Annotated in this window: 17 protein-coding genes; 7 read left to right on the top strand and 10 right to left on the bottom strand. The window is 35.3% G+C overall.

The window, feature by feature from the left end; genetic code table 11:
* Positions 1 to 10: 10 nt before the first annotated feature.
* The 3 genes from AAC069_RS04550 to AAC069_RS04540 form a co-directional block, all read right to left on the bottom strand.
* Entirely contained in the window at positions 11 to 994 is a 984-nt protein-coding gene (locus AAC069_RS04550; RefSeq protein WP_339919305.1) for a DUF4837 family protein, read from the bottom strand.
* 48 nt (positions 995 to 1,042) lie between these two features.
* Positions 1,043 to 3,067: a LysM peptidoglycan-binding domain-containing protein gene (locus AAC069_RS04545; protein WP_339919304.1), complete on the bottom strand. Its 2,025-nt coding sequence runs from the start codon at positions 3,065 to 3,067 to the stop codon at positions 1,043 to 1,045.
* A gap of 109 nt (positions 3,068 to 3,176) precedes the next feature.
* On the bottom strand, positions 3,177 to 4,364 hold the full coding sequence (locus AAC069_RS04540) for a phosphoglycerate kinase (protein WP_339919303.1): 1,188 nt from the start codon (positions 4,362 to 4,364) through the stop codon (positions 3,177 to 3,179).
* Between the two features lie 282 nt (positions 4,365 to 4,646).
* Between AAC069_RS04540 and AAC069_RS04535 the strand changes: the two genes are divergently transcribed.
* The 4 genes from AAC069_RS04535 (at position 4,647) to recA (ending at position 7,957) form a co-directional block, all read left to right on the top strand.
* On the top strand, positions 4,647 to 5,795 hold the full coding sequence (locus AAC069_RS04535; protein ID WP_339919302.1) for a DNA polymerase III subunit delta': 1,149 nt from the start codon (positions 4,647 to 4,649) through the stop codon (positions 5,793 to 5,795).
* 4 nt (positions 5,796 to 5,799) lie between these two features.
* Positions 5,800 to 6,183 carry a DoxX family protein gene (locus tag AAC069_RS04530; protein WP_339919301.1) on the top strand — a complete coding sequence of 128 codons (384 nt, stop codon included), beginning with the start codon at positions 5,800 to 5,802 and terminating at the stop codon, positions 6,181 to 6,183.
* A 42-nt stretch (positions 6,184 to 6,225) separates the two neighbouring features.
* A complete protein-coding gene (locus AAC069_RS04525; protein WP_074720266.1) occupies positions 6,226 to 6,735 on the top strand; it encodes an acyl-CoA thioesterase in 510 nt (169 codons plus the stop codon).
* A gap of 214 nt (positions 6,736 to 6,949) precedes the next feature.
* A complete protein-coding gene (gene recA, locus AAC069_RS04520; RefSeq protein ID WP_091085808.1) occupies positions 6,950 to 7,957 on the top strand; it encodes a recombinase RecA in 1,008 nt (335 codons plus the stop codon).
* A 36-nt stretch (positions 7,958 to 7,993) separates the two neighbouring features.
* On the opposite strand, the gene AAC069_RS04515 is transcribed toward recA, so the two are convergent.
* Positions 7,994 to 8,776, bottom strand: coding sequence for a lysophospholipid acyltransferase family protein (locus AAC069_RS04515; protein ID WP_339919300.1), 783 nt, complete (start codon positions 8,774 to 8,776; stop codon positions 7,994 to 7,996).
* A gap of 366 nt (positions 8,777 to 9,142) precedes the next feature.
* On the opposite strand from AAC069_RS04515, the gene trpS reads away from it, so the two are divergent.
* Complete coding sequence (gene trpS, locus AAC069_RS04510; protein WP_339919299.1) at positions 9,143 to 10,120, top strand: tryptophan--tRNA ligase; 978 nt, start codon at positions 9,143 to 9,145, stop codon at positions 10,118 to 10,120.
* 343 nt (positions 10,121 to 10,463) lie between these two features.
* Positions 10,464 to 11,090 carry a hypothetical protein gene (locus tag AAC069_RS04505; protein ID WP_339919298.1) on the top strand — a complete coding sequence of 209 codons (627 nt, stop codon included), beginning with the start codon at positions 10,464 to 10,466 and terminating at the stop codon, positions 11,088 to 11,090.
* A gap of 182 nt (positions 11,091 to 11,272) precedes the next feature.
* Here AAC069_RS04505 and dprA read toward each other — a convergent pair whose 3' ends face one another.
* Positions 11,273 to 12,373, bottom strand: a complete 1,101-nt coding sequence (gene dprA / locus AAC069_RS04500) for a DNA-processing protein DprA (RefSeq protein ID WP_339919297.1) — start codon at positions 12,371 to 12,373, stop codon at positions 11,273 to 11,275.
* A 103-nt stretch (positions 12,374 to 12,476) separates the two neighbouring features.
* Between dprA and AAC069_RS04495 the strand changes: the two genes are divergently transcribed.
* Positions 12,477 to 13,412, top strand: a complete 936-nt coding sequence (locus AAC069_RS04495; RefSeq protein WP_339919296.1) for an SPOR domain-containing protein — start codon at positions 12,477 to 12,479, stop codon at positions 13,410 to 13,412.
* A gap of 517 nt (positions 13,413 to 13,929) precedes the next feature.
* Here AAC069_RS04495 and AAC069_RS04490 read toward each other — a convergent pair.
* The 5 genes from AAC069_RS04490 to AAC069_RS04470 form a co-directional block, all read right to left on the bottom strand.
* Positions 13,930 to 14,238: an EthD family reductase gene (locus AAC069_RS04490; protein WP_339919295.1), complete on the bottom strand. Its 309-nt coding sequence runs from the start codon at positions 14,236 to 14,238 to the stop codon at positions 13,930 to 13,932.
* A 192-nt stretch (positions 14,239 to 14,430) separates the two neighbouring features.
* Complete coding sequence (locus AAC069_RS04485) at positions 14,431 to 14,979, bottom strand: carboxymuconolactone decarboxylase family protein (protein ID WP_339919294.1); 549 nt, start codon at positions 14,977 to 14,979, stop codon at positions 14,431 to 14,433.
* Positions 14,980 to 15,054: 75 nt separating this feature from the next.
* Positions 15,055 to 15,618, bottom strand: a complete 564-nt coding sequence (locus AAC069_RS04480; protein ID WP_339919293.1) for a TetR/AcrR family transcriptional regulator — start codon at positions 15,616 to 15,618, stop codon at positions 15,055 to 15,057.
* 194 nt (positions 15,619 to 15,812) lie between these two features.
* Positions 15,813 to 16,682: a nuclear transport factor 2 family protein gene (locus tag AAC069_RS04475; RefSeq protein ID WP_339919292.1), complete on the bottom strand. Its 870-nt coding sequence runs from the start codon at positions 16,680 to 16,682 to the stop codon at positions 15,813 to 15,815.
* A 102-nt stretch (positions 16,683 to 16,784) separates the two neighbouring features.
* The gene (locus AAC069_RS04470; RefSeq protein WP_339919291.1) at positions 16,785 to 17,654 is read right to left on the bottom strand and encodes a helix-turn-helix domain-containing protein; all 870 of its coding nucleotides are present in this window, start codon (positions 17,652 to 17,654) and stop codon (positions 16,785 to 16,787) included.
* Between the last annotated feature and the right edge of the window lie 177 nt (positions 17,655 to 17,831).

Below are 17,831 nucleotides of genomic sequence, written 5' to 3'. Positions count from 1 at the left end.
TTATGCTCCTTTACAATTCTTTTTTAAGCACTGTAACTGATTTTATAATGGATTCTAATTCATGCATGGAATCTCGTTTTTCCTTCGAAGGTGAATAACAAAATCCCTCCAGAAACAACACTCTATTATTTACTGTATCAAAAATAGCGTAATTAATAAAAGGGCCCGACATGAAATCGTTTCGCAACTCCCAGGTTCCTTTTATTTCATACGTTAATTTACCGTCCAGTTTAATCTTAAAGAAATAAGGAGCATAAGCTTCTTCAGTAATCATATCCGTATCGGGTTCTTTCCCGTGAATGTATAAAGCACCTATAGAATCTCTCGTTTTAATGATATTTGAAACCAAATTTTTATTGTTCTTTATCGCATTAATGGGTACTTGATAAATTAATAAACTAGTGTTTCCGCTTACTAATTCTTTCTTTAGCCAAATAAAATTAGCATCCTGCACCATGTTTTCATAATCGGATGGGACGTCTATAGTGATATTGAATTTTTCAGTAAATAATTTTTCTTCAAGAAGTGACTTTTTATTAATTCTTTGGCATTCCTCAATTTCAGTCTGGCGAATGATTTGGATTATTTGAGAGGTGTTTTTTTCTAAAATAGCTACAATGTCTGCTCCTGTCTTTCCTGAAATATGAAAAACATTTTGCGGTGAGGCATATTCATCTTTCTTTATGGCGAAGTAATTTTTATCACCTTTCTTAACTATAATAATATTTCGGCTATCCGTCATAAACCCTTCCATAAGTTTAATAGGATATTGATTTATAGTAAATAGAGGTTCTTCTTGCGGCAATCCGATTACTGGGGAAGCAAACTTATTTCTTATACTATCCCCTATCTCGCCATTCCAGAGCTGATCATCAATAATAACAGAGATATTATTGACTTTTCCAGTCGTTTTTCGAATAGCGTTAGTTTTTTCCTCTTTACAGGAAAAAAACAGAACCGAAATAAGGAGTATTAAAAAATAGGATTTATTCATTCTAATTATATTATAAAATAAAACCCAAATTTATAGAAGTTAAACGTATTATCCGCTAATTTTCAACTTCATTCCAGGTTTAATTTTTTCATCGCGAATATCGTTCCACTTTTTAATGTCTGAAATCGTTATTCCAGGATATTTTTTGGCTATGCTGTATAAAGAATCGCCTTTTTGAACATAATAGTCGGCTACCAATTTTTTAGATACGGCTGCATTGTCCTTCTTTTTGAATGAATCTACCGAAGCTTGAGCCGTATTGATGGCAACTTCATTCTTAGCAACTACCAAGACTTTACCTAAAACAATATTATGGTCTGATAACTGATTCCATTCTTTTAAATCAGCTAAAGAAGCGCCAAATTTCTTCGCTATATTTCCAAGGTTGTCTCCTTTTTGGACTGTATATTCAATGTCTTTCATTTCTGCTTCTGCAACAAGCTCCGTTTTATTGTCGGTATTTGTTTCTGCAACCTTTAAAGACGCTCCTAATTGAACAGTTGTATTCGAGAGATGGTTCCATTCCTTAATTTCAGCAACTGTAACATTATTCTTTTGAGCAATGCTGTTTAAATTATCTCCTTTTTGAACAATATAACTAGTGGCAGTATTTGCAGAAACGGTATCTGTCTTAACCTCTTTTATAATTTTAATGTCCCTCACGACTTTTACATCTGCTGAAGCAATTTCCGTTCTAGGTTCTTTTTTAACGGTTTGCACAACGCTTTCTGTAGTAATGATTTTTAAACTTTTTCCGTAGCCAATCGAGTTACTTCTAAGTCCGTTCCATTTTTTAATTTCGGCAACAGCAACATCATATTTACTGGCAATTGAACTCAGATTATCCCCTCGTTTTACCTTGTAATATTTTGTTTTGGTTTGTGAAACTGTTTTTGTTTCAGTGCTGCTTTCATCACTTTTTGCTATAGCTCTTGAATTTATGAAAGGGCTTTCCTTAACATCTATTTCATGTTGTATATAAGCATACATTTTGTCTTCATTAGAAACGAATGTGGCTATTTTTTCTGTTGGTAATCTCAAATAATGATGTTCGTCGTTATAAAAAGGAATGATATTCAATTTATATGACGGGTTCAGCAACTGTAATTGTGAAACGGGAACGTCTAATAAATCAGCAACCTGCTTGAATGACATTTGCTTTTTAATCATTATGGTATCCGTTGCAAAGTGCTGCACTACCGCTCTATCTGCTTTTATTCCGTGCTCATTGTGGTATTCATATAAGTACATGGTTGCTAAAAAAGCAGGAACATATCCTTGTGTTTCTTTAGGAAGGTGCTTTCTAATATCCCAGTAGCTTTGCTTTCCTCCGGAGCGTCTGATTGCTTTAGACACATTCCCCGGTCCTGAATTATAAGATGCCAATACCAATTCCCAATCTCCAAAAATGGAATACATATTAGACATGTATTTTGCAGCTGCGGCAGTGGATTTCAAAGGATCGCTTCGTTCATCTACATACGAATCGATCTTTAAATTGTATTGTTTTCCTGTCTGATACATAAATTGCCAAAGTCCTGTGGCGCCCATTCTGGAAACTGCTTTTGGGTTTAATGCTGATTCGACAATAGACAAATACTTTATCTCCAAAGGCACATTTTGTTTGGCGAAAGCCTCTTCAAACATGGGGAAATAATACTCTGAGATTGCCATTAATCGCTCAAACGAATGCTTTCTGTACTTCAGAAACGATTTAATTACATTTTCAAGGCTCTCATTGTATTCAATCTTGAAAGGTGATTTTGCATTCATGGCCTCCAATCTTGCTTTCAACAATTCCGTAGGCAATTCATAATCTACCTTCGCATCCATATTGATGTTCTCAATATCAGAAGTAATATCATTGTACAACTCCAGATTTGTCAATTCCTTCATCCATAAACTGTCTACGCAAGTAGCCATGTCATCTTTTACGAAGGTCTTTTTAATTGAATCTAGGTACGATAGATTTGTTTCTATACTAACAATTCCTTTGCTTTCTGCAAATTGTTGCGAAAACGAAGGAATTGATGTTAATAAAATGAAGGATAGTGATATATTTTTTATAGTCATATTAATGTTGTCAACATCCTTAATTCTAAACGATTAAGGAACTGTTATTTTTACAAACTTAATATGTTATAACTACAAACTTCAATAAAAATTGTTAAAAGTGAAATGTCTAGTCTAAAATCGCTGCGATTCCTGGCAATACTTTACCCTCAAGCATTTCAAGCATCGCACCACCACCTGTAGATACGTAACTCATTTTGTCCTCAAGACCAAATTGTTTTACTGCCGCTACAGAGTCACCACCACCCACAAGAGAGAAGGCTCCTTTTGCAGTAGAAGCTGCTATATATTTACCAAGTTCAATAGTACCATTAGCAAAACTTTCCATTTCGAAAACTCCTAACGGACCGTTCCAAAGAATAGTTTTTGATTCCATAATTACTTTTTCGAAGTTTGCCAATGATTTTGGACCTGCGTCTAAACCTTGCCATCCATCAGGAATTTCGCTTACGTCAACAATTTTAGTTTCGGCGTCATTTGAAAATGCATTTGCCGCAACCACATCAACTGGAATATGAATTTGTACTCCTTTTTCTTTTGCTAATCTTAGAATTTCAAGTGCCAATTCTTGTTTGTCATCTTCACAAATAGAATCTCCAATTTTTCCTCCTAATGCTTTTACAAAAGTAAATGTCATTCCACCACCAATAATCATGTGGTCAACTTTATCCAGGATATTTTCGATAACAGTGATTTTAGAAGACACTTTTGATCCACCTAAAACAGCAGTTACTGGTTTTTCGCTATTTTTCAATACTTTGTTTAAACTCTCTATTTCTTTAGCCAATAATAATCCGAAACATTTTTTGTTTTCAAAAAACTGTGCAATGATAGTAGTCGAAGCATGCGCTCTGTGTGCAGTTCCAAAAGCATCATTTACATAGATATCTCCTAGTGCCGCTAGTTGTTTTGCAAAAGCAACATCTCCAGCTTCTTCTTCACTATGAAAACGTAAGTTTTCCAATAATAAAACTTGGCCTGGCTGTAATCCTGCAGCAGCATTTTCAGCTTCTTTTCCAATACAATCTGAAACAAAATTAACTGGTACCCCAAGAACTTCTGAAGTTGTTTTCAAAATATGCTTCAATGAGTATTTTTCTTCAACACCTTTTGGTCTACCCAAGTGTGACATCAAAATTACACTTCCACCTTGAGCTAAAATAGTATCGATTGTAGGTTTTGCTGCTTCAATTCGAGTAGCATCAGTCACGTTAAAATTTTCGTCTAACGGCACATTAAAATCAACACGTATTATTGCTTTTTTATTTTTGAAATCAAAATCGTTTAAAGTCTTCATCAGCTCTGTTTTTAGTTTGTTTATTTGAAAGAACACCAAATATAGAACTTTTAGATTATTAATAAATTTGAAAAAATCAAAAAAACCGAAACATAATCAACGAAATCGATGTAAATCGATAAATAATTTATTTTTATGCCAAATAAAAAATGATATATTCACAAAAAGAGGGAATAACGCTTTCTAAAACGTTTCAATATCCAATGTCATTTTGCGGTTACATTTTAGTAAACTTTGCTATGTAATATTTTAGACTAACCCATTTTCTTATATCTTTGCTTCATGCAATTTTCTGAAATTTTAGGCCAAGAACACATTAAAAATCATCTGACGCGAAGTGCCGATTTGGGTAGAATCCCGCATGCACAATTGTTTGTTGGTCCTGAAGGAAGTGGTACCTTAGCCATGGCGATTGCCTACGCGCAATATATTTTGTGTGGCAACCAAAACGGAGAAAATAGCGGTACTAATCAAGCTTGCAATCTAAAGTTCCAAAAAATATCGCATCCCGACTTACACTTTGCCTATCCTACTGTAACGACCGAAGAAGTAAAGAAAAGCCCGAAAAGTATTGATTTCATTACTGATTGGAGAAAATTTATAACCACAAATCCTTATGGTGGTTTGTTTGATTGGTATGCCATATTAGGTGTTCAGAACAAGCAAGGCGAAATAAGAGTAGATGATGCACAGGAAATTCTAAAAGCATTGTCGTTAAAATCATATGAAGGTGGTTATAAAATTATGCTAATCTGGATGGCAGATAAACTCAATATTTCTGCTTCCAATAAATTATTAAAGCTGCTGGAAGAACCACCAGAAAAGACAGTTTTTATTTTGATTACTGAAAACGAAGAAGATTTAATTCAAACGATACGTTCTCGTTGCCAGATTTTACATTTTAATGGTTTAAGTGAGCCTATCATTGCAGAAGCATTGGTAGCAAGAGAACAAACCGACCCAAAACTGGCGGCAAAAATTGCACATCAGGCACAGGGAAATTACAACATTGCCTTACACTTACTCCATGCTGATGATGAAGAGCATCCCTTTGAACAATGGTTTGTTACCTGGGTTCGGGCAGCATTCAAAGCAAAAGGAAATGCTGCGGCGATTCAAGATTTGATTCTTTGGAGTGAAAAGATTGCAGGCTTGGGAAGAGAAACCCAAAAGAAGTTCCTTCAATTTTGCATCGAAATGTTCCGTCAGGCATTAATGATGAATTACGAAACCAAATCGTTAGTTTATTTTGAACCCAAAGTCGAAAAGTTTAAACTGGAAAATTTTGCTCCTTTTGTAAATGGTAATAACATTCACGATATCTTTAAAGAACTTTCTGATGCCATGTATCATGTGGAACGCAATGGAAATGCAAAAATCATATTAACTGACTTATCAATAAAACTTACACGTCTAATCCACAAAAAATAACCATATGAACAACGTTGCCTCCATTTTAATATTAGTTTTTTTAGCGATCTCTTTTCTGCAATCCGGTTACGATAAACTGTTTTATTGGAAAGATAATATCGAATGGTTAAAAGGTCATTTTTCTAAAACACCTTTACGAAATCAAGTACCATTGGCTTTAGCAAATGTGCTGGTATTGGAATTAATATCCGGTATTTTGTGCATTGTGGGCTGTATCGAGTTATTGGTAAACAACGGTAGGGAATTTGGTTTTTATGGCGCAGTTTTTTCTTGCATAACTTTACTTATGTTGCTTTTTGGGCAAAGATTAGCAAAAGATTACGATGGAGCAAGAACCATTGTTATCTATTTTATACCGGCAGTTATGGCCGTGTACTGGTTAAATTAGAATACATAAAAAAAGAAAACAGTAATTACATTGACAAATAAAATGACACCAAAACATCCTTCCGAATCCTTGACAACATTAACTGATTTAGTGTTGCCTAGTGAAACAAATCCTTTGAATAATCTTTTTGGCGGTGAATTACTGGCGCGAATGGATCGTGCTGCAAGTATTGCTGCGAGAAGACATTCGAGAAGAATCGTAGTTACAGCATCTGTAAATAGCGTGGCTTTTAATAGAGCTATTCCGTTAGGAAGTGTTGTGACTGTTGAGGCTAAAGTTTCCAGAGCTTTCAAAAGTTCGATGGAGATTTTTATCGACATCTGGGTAGAAGATAGAGAATCCGGAAATAAAACGAAGGCTAATGAGGCTATTTACACTTTTGTCGCAGTAGATGACACGGGAAGACCGGTAGAAGTACCTCAAATAATCCCAGAAACGGAATTGGAAAAAGAACGTTTTGATGCCGCATTAAGACGAAAACAACTCAGTTTAGTTTTGGCCGGAAAAATGAAACCGGAAGAAGCAACAGAGTTAAAGGCTCTGTTCATGTAAAAAAATAGAATTTGAGACTGTCTTTTTTATAGAAAATTAAGGTTTTAAAAAAAAACTTGAAAGAGAAAATTCACATCATAAAAAGAAGTATTTTTACGAAAACATACAATTACTTTTAAATAAAATTAACGGCATACTAATCCATGCTGTTAGTTTGTTACAGATAGAAAAACAATACAAATAGATGAAAGAAAAGGTAAAAGAGAAAGAGAAGATGAGTACAGAAAAAGAAGCTAAATTAAAAGCGCTACAACTTACGCTTGACAAACTGGATAAAACCTACGGAAAAGGAACTGTAATGAAAATGGGCGATAAAGCCATTGTTGAAGTAGAAACTATTTCTTCAGGGTCTTTAGGTATCGATTTAGCATTAGGAGTTGGTGGTTACCCAAGAGGAAGAATAATCGAAATATACGGCCCAGAATCATCTGGAAAGACTACGTTGACACTTCATGCTATAGCAGAAGCTCAAAAAGCGGGTGGAATTGCAGCATTTATCGATGCGGAGCATGCATTCGACAGAAATTATGCTGAAAAATTAGGCGTAGATATTGAAAACCTTATTATTTCTCAACCAGATAATGGAGAACAAGCATTAGAAATTGCTGAAAACCTTATTCGTTCAGGAGCAATTGATATTGTTGTTATTGACTCTGTTGCTGCTTTGACTCCAAAAAGCGAGATCGAAGGTGAAATGGGAGATTCTAAAATGGGACTTCATGCCCGTTTAATGTCTCAAGCATTAAGAAAACTAACAGGAACGATTAGTAAAACAAATTGTACCGTTTTCTTTATCAATCAATTGAGAGAGAAAATTGGAGTAATGTTTGGAAATCCTGAAACTACTACAGGAGGAAATGCATTGAAGTTTTATGCTTCGGTACGTTTAGATATCCGTCGTTCTACACAAATTAAAGACGGAGACAGCGTTCTGGGTAACAGAACTAAAGTGAAAGTGGTAAAAAACAAAGTAGCACCGCCTTTTAAAATTGCTGAATTTGATATTATGTACGGTGAAGGAATTTCAAAAACAGGAGAGATTTTAGATCTTGCCGTAGAATTTGAAATTATTAAAAAAGCAGGTTCTTGGTTCAGTTATGGTGAAACCAAATTAGGACAAGGACGTGATGCAGTTAAGTCTTTAATTAAAGACAATCCTGAATTAGCAGATGAACTAGAAGCTAAAATTAAGGAAAGAATAAAAGAATTAGCAGACGCATAAAACTAAAAAAAGAGTTGGCCGTGGCCAACTCTTTTTTTATACTCTATTTTTAGAAAACATCCATTTCTTCTCGTTTGCTTCATTCTCATACGCCACTAGCTGATTGTAAATAACGTCACGAACTTCCTCCCTGATGTGTCTTCTGTCTACACCTGTTTTTCCAGAGGTTTCAATTTGTTGGTGTATCTTAACACGCATTAATCCTGGACCACCACTGAAAAAAGTATAAGAAAGTCTCTTTTTATTATCTGGAAAACTGATAGGAACTATTGGGATTTGATGTTCAATTGCGAGTCGGAAAGCACCGTCTTTAAACGTATCCAAAAGAATCGATTCATCATCTGGAACACCACCTTCAGGAAAAATACAAACACTCAAACCGCGGTCAAATCTTTTCTGTGCCTCATTAAAAACCGTTAAACGGCTTTTAGAGCAACCTCTGTCTACTAAAATACAGGTTCTTTTATAGAAGAATCCAAATAACGGAATCTTGCCCAACTCCACTTTTCCAACAAAAACAAAAGGGTTTTTCACCGTAGCGAGCATAAGCATAATATCAGTCATAGAAGAGTGATTAGCCACAATCATATAACTTTTATTCGATTCTAAAGTCTGATTTTTTTCGATTTTATAGTAAAAACCCATTCCGAAGAGAATGAATTTTGCCCAAATTCGTGCCATTTTGAAATAGTACGGATATCCTTTTTCAGAAACGATAGACAAAACTAAAAACGGCAACATAATCACTATGGGGATAGTAAATAAAACATAAAACCACATCCGCCATAAAGTCCAGAAAATTATTTTTATTCCTTTCATGACGTCAAAAGTAAGGAATCGAATGTTATCATCATTATAAAGTTTCGATTTATAGAACAAGTAAACTTATTAGTATTTCACAGAGACACACAAAGAAAGACTCAGAGATGTACAAAGAGTATCTTGTATGAGCCTTGGCGTGTTTCCATTATGTTTTTACTCTGTGAACCTATGCGTCAATTATTTATGGAAATTGAGTTTCACGAAGATGCATAAAGAAAAAACGCAGAGGCACACCAAACTACTTATACAAAACTTCGGAAATTTTATTTGCAACTAAACTCTGCGAGCCTTTGTGTAAGTTTTTAAAATTTACCTCAAAAAAATAAAAAACTTTGCGAACTTTGCGATCAAGAAAAAATCACAATGGCTAAAATACTTACAGGCGTTCAAAGTACAGGAACTCCACATTTAGGAAACCTACTAGGCGCAATTATACCGGCGATACAATTATCAAATGATCCTAAAAATGAATCGTTTCTTTTCATTGCCGATTTGCATTCTATCACGCAAATAAAAAACGGAGAATTACTTCGAACGAATACCTATAGCACAGCAGCAGCTTGGCTGGCTTGTGGATTAGATGTTAATAAAGTGGTTTTTTACAGACAGTCAGACGTACCACAAACAGCGGAATTGTCTTGGTATTTGAGTTGTTTTTTTCCTTTCCAACGTTTGACATTAGCACATTCGTTTAAAGACAAAGCTGATAGATTAGAAGATGTAAACGCGGGATTGTTTTCTTACCCAATGTTGATGGCTGCTGATATTTTGTTGTATGATGCAGAGTTGGTTCCCGTAGGGAAAGACCAATTGCAACATCTTGAAATAACTAGAGACGTTGCTTCAAGATTCAACCACCAAATGGGAGAAACCTTCGTTATTCCAGAAGCTAAAATTCAGGAGGACAGCATGCTGATTCCCGGAACCAATGGCGGAAAAATGAGCAAATCAGCCAATAACATCATCAACATTTTCCTTGATGACAAGTCGTTACGCAAACAGGTAATGAGCATTGAAACCGACAGCACGCCACTAGAAGATCCGAAAAATCCAGAGACTTGTAATGCATTTGCTATTTATAAATTACTGGCAACCGAAGACCAATTGGCCACAATGACTACCAATTACCTGGGCGGAAACTATGGTTACGGTCACGCAAAACAAGCCTTGTTCGAGCTAATTTGCGAAACATTCAAAACCGAAAGAGAAAAATACAATTACTATCTAAATAATCTCGAGGAAGTAGATGCGTTATTGAAAATAGGTGCTGGAAAAGCTTCGGCTGTTGCCAATGGTGTATTGTCAAGAGTACGAGAGAAATTAGGCTTTGAAGTGCTTTAAAAACCACATAATCTTAATATACAAACCCCTTTCTATTTTAAAGTAGAAAGGGATTTTGGTTTTAAGCTACCTAGTCAACTGTAGAATTAAATACACTGCAACTCTATTTTATATCCTAAAGTGTATTATATTTAAAATCATTAGCTACAAATTAATCTATGATGAAAAAACATATTTCACTTCTTTTGCTAACTTTTTTTTCTATTACTGTCCTAAAGGCACAAGAGAAAAAAAAGATACACTATTTTTTAGCATTGATAAATATTACACAATATCACCTACATTAATTCCAAATCTTTCGAAACAAAGTTATTCTGAACACGAGATCGTTAAAAAACAGCAAATGAATCATACGAAAACGAATGGTTATGTATTCTTTGTTGGTAATGGATTTTTAACAAAAGATTTGAAGCCCAAAAAAATTCTATCAATAAAAAAGTATATTGAAAACAGGAAATTCTATTTTGATGGAAAACACAACCAAATAATAGATAAATGGAAACTAAAAGATTCATTGACAGAAAAATACACAATATATTTTATTAATGGAAATGAGTTTGTCCAGCCAAGATACATAGAGTATTATTCTTACTATCCAATTGGTAAAGGGGAAAACGCCGTCAATAATAAAATAAAAGATACACTGTTTTTTGAATTAGATAATAGTTATGTTTACCAATCAAAAACTGTTAATAAAGAGTATTTTATCAAAGATAGTAGTGGGTCAAATAATGGTACTTTTTTCTTTCAAGAAATTCAAGCTAAGAATAATCAAAAAATAAAACCAGAAGAAATACTCAGTCTTGAAAATTTTGTACGCTCCTCAAAATTTTTCGATAAAAACAAACAGCGAAAATTAAATGATGATAATCTTGCTCATTTTTTCAGTAATTATGTTGTGTTTTTAGTAGAAGATAATCTTGATACAACAAAATATATTCAAGTTAAGTCGAGCATTATGATTGAATGAAAACAATGTTATAGGCAATCCCGCTGGCACTAGTTTGTTTTCTAGTTCTGGCGCTTGCATACTTCTGATTTTTAAAGGGCACGAATTAGACTTTGAAGTTATCTAGTTAAAAAAATAAAACCACAGATTCGCAGATTTAAAAAAATTAAAAATCTGCGAATCTGCGGTTTATTTACTTCAGTTTATATCGCCTCAAACAATTTCCCTGGCAATGGCCGTACCACACCCTTCAATTCCATATTCAACAGCATTCCTGAGATTTTATAAATAGGAAAATCACAACGCAGGGCTATGATATCCATTAGTTCTTTTCCTGTTTTTAGTAGAAAATCATAGACTTTTTGTTCGTCGTCTTCCAAAGTCACAAACAACTGTTTTTGTACGGGTTTTGTCTTAGCCTGAATATCCCAATTCAAGATGTAAACCAAATCAGCTGCACTGGTGAGCACGTTTGCTTTTTGGGTTTTTATCAGGTTGTTACAGCCCTGGCTGTACTTGTCGGTTACGCGACCTGGAACCGCAAAAACATCGCGGTTGTAATCATTCGCCAGATTAGCTGTGATCAGCGAACCACCTCGGTCAGCCGATTCGATTACGATTGTCGCCTCAGACATACCTGCTACGATCCTATTTCTACGCACGAAGTTTTCTTTGTCGGGATTCGATGTACTCCAGAACTCAGTCATGAATCCGCCGTTCTCTTCGACTTTGGCGACATACTTTTTGTGGGTTTTGGGATAGATTTGGTTTAAACCATGAGCTACGACGCCAATTGTCTGTAAGTTGTGTTCCATAGCCAATTGATGCGCCACGATATCAACTCCATACGCAAAACCACTAACGATTATAGGATCTAGCGGAGCCAAATCCTCGATTAGTTTCCGGCAGAATTCCGTACCATAGGAAGTGATTTGGCGAGTACCAACTATGCTGATTATTTTCCGGTTTTTTAAATCAATTTTTCCAGAGGTAAACAATAACAAAGGACCGTCGATACAATGCTTCAATCGCTCCGGATAATTCTCTCCTTGAAAATGCACGACATTGATCTCGTTTGATCGTATGAACTCCATTTCTGCATTGGCTTTATCAAAAACAGCCTGGTTTTTCAGGTTTCTAAGTAAAATTGAACCCACACCATCAATGGCGCCAAGTTGGGTAGACTTGGTTTTAAAAACTGCTTCGGCACTGCCGCAATGAGTCAGAAGCTTTTTGGCCATAATGTCGCCTACACCCTCCACTCTTTGCAAGGCCAATAGATAAAATAAATCTTGTTCTGTCATGCTAAATATTTGTAGTTGAAATGTATAAAAAAAATACGCTGATTGTTAATAAAAATTGTGAATAAAATTTTGATAACTATTTTCATTGTATAACTTTGTATGTATGAACATCGAACCTTACATCGCGCAGCTTTTATATCGTTATCAATGTGTTACCGTTCCTGGATTCGGTGCATTTTTGACTGAAATCCAATCGGCAAAGTGGGTTGAAAGCGCAAATTCATTTTTTCCTCCAAAAAAGATGATTTCTTTCAATGCCAATTTAAAAAATAACGATGGCCTTTTAGCCAACCATATTGCTCAATCAGAGAAAACCTCTTATGATTATGCAGTAAGTGCTATTCAGTACGAAGTATTGAACTGGAAAAAAGCATTGGAGGCAAATGGTAGTTTTTCGATAAAAAACATAGGAGACATAAGTCTTAACGCAGACAACAATATTGTTTTCAAACCTTTAGATCAGACTAATTATTTGACTAGTTCTTTCGGTTTAAGCGCTTTTGTTTCTCCGGCTGTAAAAAGAGAAATTTTCGAGCAAAAAATAGAAGCATTAGAAGAGGACACTGTTATTACTTTAGATACTGAAGAAAGAAGCGGTCGTTCCTATTTAAAATATGCCGCCATTTTTGTTTTAGGTTTAGGATTAACCGCGAGTGTTGGCTATTCTGTATATCAAAGTCAAATCGCTACCGCAACAGTACTAGTTGAAACAGCTGTTCAGAAACAAGTAAATAATAAAATTCAAGAAGCTACCTTCTTTATAAAAAGTCCAATGCCGGCGGTAACCCTTTCTGTAAAAGAAAGTAAGATGTCGTATCATATTGTAGCAGGCGCTTTTAGAGAGGAAGCAAATGCTGATAAAATATTCAAACGTCTATCAGACCAAGGATATAAAGCCAGACGCATCGGTGTTAATAAATATGGTCTATACCCTGTCCTTTATGGTAGTTATGCCACATTTGCCGAAGCAGATAAGGCAAAGAAAGAAATTCAAAAAGCGGACAATCCAGAAGCTTGGCTTTTAATTGAGTCCCTATAATATAAAAGCCACGACGGTTTAGACTACCCCCAAAAAGCGATACGCTATTTGGGGGTATTTTTTTAGGAGCAATCTCCAGCTATCCGCTATATCTCTTGTGCCCTCGTAAAAAAACTCGGCCACAAGAGGATGCCGCTACTATCTGGGCTAAGCATTAGAATAAGGACGATGTTCCGTACACTAAACAACGTTTTTTAAGCGGTTCACCACGCGCTTGTTGATCTAAACGTATAAGAAGTTGTCTTAATGTAAATCACATCCTAAAAACGCTGTTTTATACCCTTTAGCCGAATAGCCGAAACGATTCCAAAAGACTATTGATTTAGTTTGCGGATCCCGAATCGAATCTAATGGCATCTTCTAATGTAGCCACTGCGATTTTCACTTGAACTATTTTGTCTCAAATTGCATATTTTAAAAACACAATTGTATAAAAAAAGCAACTCGTAAAAGAGTTGCTTTTTTTATAAGAACCGCCTTGTGATTCCTCTATTGTAATGCTGTTTAATTTTGATACTTAAACAATCTCGCTAATTTGAAGTTCGCCTTTTGTATTGGTATAATTAGGAATATCGGCTGCAAATGTAGCAGAATGCGGCATAAAAGAAGCTTGAAAAGCCTCAACTGAATCAAACGTTAAATGTGCAATAGCTACATAAGGAGCTGGCTCGCCTGGAGCTCTACCTGCTAAACCAATATTCAATTCTAATCCTTTTAAGGCATCACCCAAGGCTTCCTTAATCATAGGAAGGTGTGAATTTTTGTAATAATCTACATCAAATGTGGTGTCTGGACCACTAGGATACATTACGCTTACTTTTATCATGATTCTCGTTTTTATATTTATAAGTTACTAACCGTATTTTGTAATCGGAACGTCCTTTATGCACTGTCCTGCAGCCCGACCTGAGTGGAGCTCTTTTTTGTGCAGCTTAGTGGAACAAAAAAAGCGGGAACGGAGGGCGGAAATGCTGCCCAAATGTACAAAATACGGTACGTTACTTTGATAATTTAATGCTTATTTAGTCCAAGCAAATTGTTGGAAAGGTGCATCAACTGGTGTTTTAGCGATATGATTTGTGTAGTTACTGATTACTTTTTGAGATAACCCAAGGATAATATCTAGAACTTGTTGTTCCCCATAACCTGCAGCGTAAAATGCAGTTAAATCTTCTTGAGAAACATTTCCACGGTTGCGAACCATGCTTAACGTCATATTGCGTAAAGTCTCTAATTTTGAGTTTGCAAGTGGCGTACGGTTACGCAAAGCCTCAGTAATATCGTTATCTACTTTCATCATTCCAGCGATTGCCGTATGCGCAGGCACGCAATAATGGCACTCATGTTCTACGTTGATTGTTTGCCAAACTACTGTCAATTCTTCTTCGTTGAATGAAGAGGCTACAAACAATTCATGTAGTGTTTGGTATGCGTTTAATAAACCCGGAGATCCTGCTAAAACTCCGTGAAGTCCAGGAATCATTCCGTATGCTTTTTGAGAGTTTCCTAATAATGATTTACTTGCTTCTGGAGCCGATTCGATAGTGTGAACTTTTAATGTTGTCATAATTATTTATTTTAATTTATTATTATTTGGGCAATCTATATCTAAGCGTTTGCTTAGTTTTAAGTCAAAAAAAAGCTAAATATTGTTGAACGTTAGCTCTATATAATCTTCTATTTCTTTTTTATTGTTGACTCTTGATGCTGCGGCAAGACCGTGTTTTGCCAGTAATAAATAGTTGGCTTGCTTCAATATTGTTTCTTCATCTTTGGATTTATCTGTCCGTAATTTTTCTATGAACAATTGCTTGATGCTCTCCATAAATTCAGCCATTTGTACGTTGATGATCTGATCTTCTGCCTCGGCAAATTCATTGTAGGTATTGGTAAGAAAGCATCCTTTGTAATTGCCAACCTCTATTGGAGTTTGAACCGAATCATAAAAAAAATCTTTAATGTCCTCTATTCCATCTGTTCCATTTTTAAACTTTTCGAACATTCCGTTTACCTTGCTTTTATAGCATTTCAAACTTTCTAAAAATAGCCCTTGTTTGTTGCCAAAACTAGCATAAATCGAAAACTGGTTGATTCCCATTTCCTTTTCCAACATACGTACCGAGGTATTTTCATACCCATTTCGCCAGAACAAAGACATTGCTTTTTCTACTACTTCTTGTTCGTTATATTGTTTACTTCTTGCCATTACTATTTTAATACGGTACAAAACTAAGCACTTGCTTTGAATTAAAAAAATTATTTGGTAATTTTTAACATTTGCAAAAACATTCTAACTATAAATTAGCCGTTTAAATAAAAAACACCCGACAGCTTTTATAAGCCTATCGGGTGCTCACACCTAAATAACTACTGTTTTTCGCCCTTGATCGTCACTATTCATTAGAACTTACCGTTCGTGTTTTTCCAAGTATCTTGGGCTGCAATTGTTTCTACAACATCCCAATGTTCAGCAATTTTACCATTCTCAACTCTAAATAAATCATAGAATGAATTATGGTCTTTGCCAAAGTGGCCTTCGCTAACAACCAAAACAAAATTACCTTGTCCTAATACTTTATGAATAGTATCAAATTTCATGAAAATCCCCTGTTTAGCAAGAGCTCCCAATGCCCCACCTAATCCCGAAAGTTGGTCAGGAATGTTTGGATTGTGCTGGATATATTCGTCACCGTTAAAGTAATCCGCTAATTTTCCCATTTCACCCTTTACTAAAATAGCTTCAACAAAGTTCTCCACTAATGCTTTGTTCGCTTCTGTTTTATCAAGATCCTTAACTTCAGTCGCACCGTCAATCATCGAGTGTCCGCTTGGGTTTGCAGTTCCTGGAGTTTCTTGTAAGTTATCCCAATGTTCTACGATTTTTCCGCTTTCGAATCTAAAGATATCAAAACCTATTTTTGGCCCGAAGAAGTTATATTCTGTTTGTGTGAAAACGAAATCGCCATCTTCAAAAGCACGAACTGTGTTTACTTTGGCTGAATTGGGAGGTAATTGTTGTAAAACTGCTCCAAAACCGGCCAATCCATCCGCTACACCTAGATTGTGTTGAATGTATTTTTCAGGATTAATGTAAGCAGCTGGTTCATGAGCTCCTGTTTCGATGCTTTTTAATAAAGCGACTACTTTTTGTTTATTCGAAATTTCCATTGTGTTTTCTTTTTTAGTTTTTGAATTTTTCTGTTTTTGTCCGTAAGTTGTTGTTACTGCTAGGGCAAAGATTAATGCTACATTTAGTATTGATTTGTTCATTTTTTTATTGTTATAAATTGATGATACAAAGTTGCGGCGATAATCAAAAAGAAAAGGGATACAAAAAGTCCTTTGGATGGTAAATTTGTGCCAAAGTTGAAATTAACTCAAAAAGCTATCTCTAAATTCCAGTGGTGTAGAAAGGTGGTTCTTGCGGAAATACTTAACAAAATTTGTGGGTTCATCAAATCCCAAAGTAAAACTGATTTCTTTAACCGACGCACTTGAATGTGCCAAAAGCCTTTTGGCTTCAAGCATAATGCGATCGTCGATGATCTTCTTTGGCGTTAAGCCTAAGACTTTTGAAGTGGCGAAATTGAGTCTCTTTTTAGTAATGTGCATTTGAACAGCATAACTATTGACCTGCTTTTCATGGTGAAATTGATTCTCTAACAATTCCTTAAAAAGCATTACATAATCTAAATCTGGCCCTTTCTTAATTTCGGTAAAGTCTTGTTTGCGTCTTTCTCGTTCTAAAAGCAATAAAAAATTACGGAGATAATTGCGTAAAACATCCGCTTGATATTCGTCTTTTTGTTGGTCAATCTCTGTTTCTAAAACGGTAATAAGTCCGCTAAATATGGAGGTGATATTCGGAATCGCAATATGGGGTGTTTCGAATAAGTCGTTGAATAAAATGCTGCTTTTCAAAAAATGAACATCAGACTCTTCTTTACAGAAAAAATGATCCGTAAACAAAATCACCTTTCCTTCTACAGGAACCTTACTGTCAAATTGCTGTACACTATTTTTATTCACTAGAATAACTGTGTTTGGCTGAATCACTATAGGCTTAAAATCAACATAATGAACGGATGTGCCTTTTTGAAACCAAAGAACCTGGTAGAATTCGGCGCGATGTGGCTCAGTGATTTCTGCTTTAAATTCGGCATACAGTTGCTTCATTTGAAGAATTTCAAACTCTTGTGGCAATCCTTCTTTAAAATCGTATTTCAGAATGTCTCTAGTCAATTTTCTTTTCGTTGTAATGATAAAACAATATAAAAGGCGGATTTAAGCTCTTCGCCGATCGATTGCCTTTGCAAATATAGGAATTTCACTTAAAGACAAAACAGCCCTTAAAAACAAAGGCTTAAGGCTTGTTTAGCCATTAGATTGTACTACATGATCTTTTCTAAGTGACAACAA

It is taken from the genome of uncultured Flavobacterium sp. (genome assembly GCF_963974175.1).
In the GTDB taxonomy this organism is placed as follows: domain Bacteria; phylum Bacteroidota; class Bacteroidia; order Flavobacteriales; family Flavobacteriaceae; genus Flavobacterium.
This window is presented reverse-complemented; position numbering and strand designations above follow the sequence as displayed.

Coding starts and splice junctions, on each gene's coding strand:
- AAC069_RS04545 (WP_339919304.1), bottom strand. CDS start 3,067: ATGACTATAAAAAATATATCACTATCCTTCATTTTATTAACATCAATT.
- AAC069_RS04540 (WP_339919303.1), bottom strand. CDS start 4,364: ATGAAGACTTTAAACGATTTTGATTTCAAAAATAAAAAAGCAATAATA.
- AAC069_RS04550 (WP_339919305.1), bottom strand. CDS start 994: ATGAATAAATCCTATTTTTTAATACTCCTTATTTCGGTTCTGTTTTTT.
- AAC069_RS04475 (WP_339919292.1), bottom strand. CDS start 16,682: ATGAACAAATCAATACTAAATGTAGCATTAATCTTTGCCCTAGCAGTA.
- trpS (WP_339919299.1), top strand. CDS start 9,143: ATGGCTAAAATACTTACAGGCGTTCAAAGTACAGGAACTCCACATTTA.
- recA (WP_091085808.1), top strand. CDS start 6,950: ATGAGTACAGAAAAAGAAGCTAAATTAAAAGCGCTACAACTTACGCTT.
- AAC069_RS04535 (WP_339919302.1), top strand. CDS start 4,647: ATGCAATTTTCTGAAATTTTAGGCCAAGAACACATTAAAAATCATCTG.
- AAC069_RS04515 (WP_339919300.1), bottom strand. CDS start 8,776: ATGAAAGGAATAAAAATAATTTTCTGGACTTTATGGCGGATGTGGTTT.
- dprA (WP_339919297.1), bottom strand. CDS start 12,373: ATGACAGAACAAGATTTATTTTATCTATTGGCCTTGCAAAGAGTGGAG.
- AAC069_RS04530 (WP_339919301.1), top strand. CDS start 5,800: ATGAACAACGTTGCCTCCATTTTAATATTAGTTTTTTTAGCGATCTCT.
- AAC069_RS04485 (WP_339919294.1), bottom strand. CDS start 14,979: ATGACAACATTAAAAGTTCACACTATCGAATCGGCTCCAGAAGCAAGT.
- AAC069_RS04505 (WP_339919298.1), top strand. CDS start 10,464: ATGAATCATACGAAAACGAATGGTTATGTATTCTTTGTTGGTAATGGA.
- AAC069_RS04525 (WP_074720266.1), top strand. CDS start 6,226: ATGACACCAAAACATCCTTCCGAATCCTTGACAACATTAACTGATTTA.
- AAC069_RS04490 (WP_339919295.1), bottom strand. CDS start 14,238: ATGATAAAAGTAAGCGTAATGTATCCTAGTGGTCCAGACACCACATTT.
- AAC069_RS04480 (WP_339919293.1), bottom strand. CDS start 15,618: ATGGCAAGAAGTAAACAATATAACGAACAAGAAGTAGTAGAAAAAGCA.
- AAC069_RS04495 (WP_339919296.1), top strand. CDS start 12,477: ATGAACATCGAACCTTACATCGCGCAGCTTTTATATCGTTATCAATGT.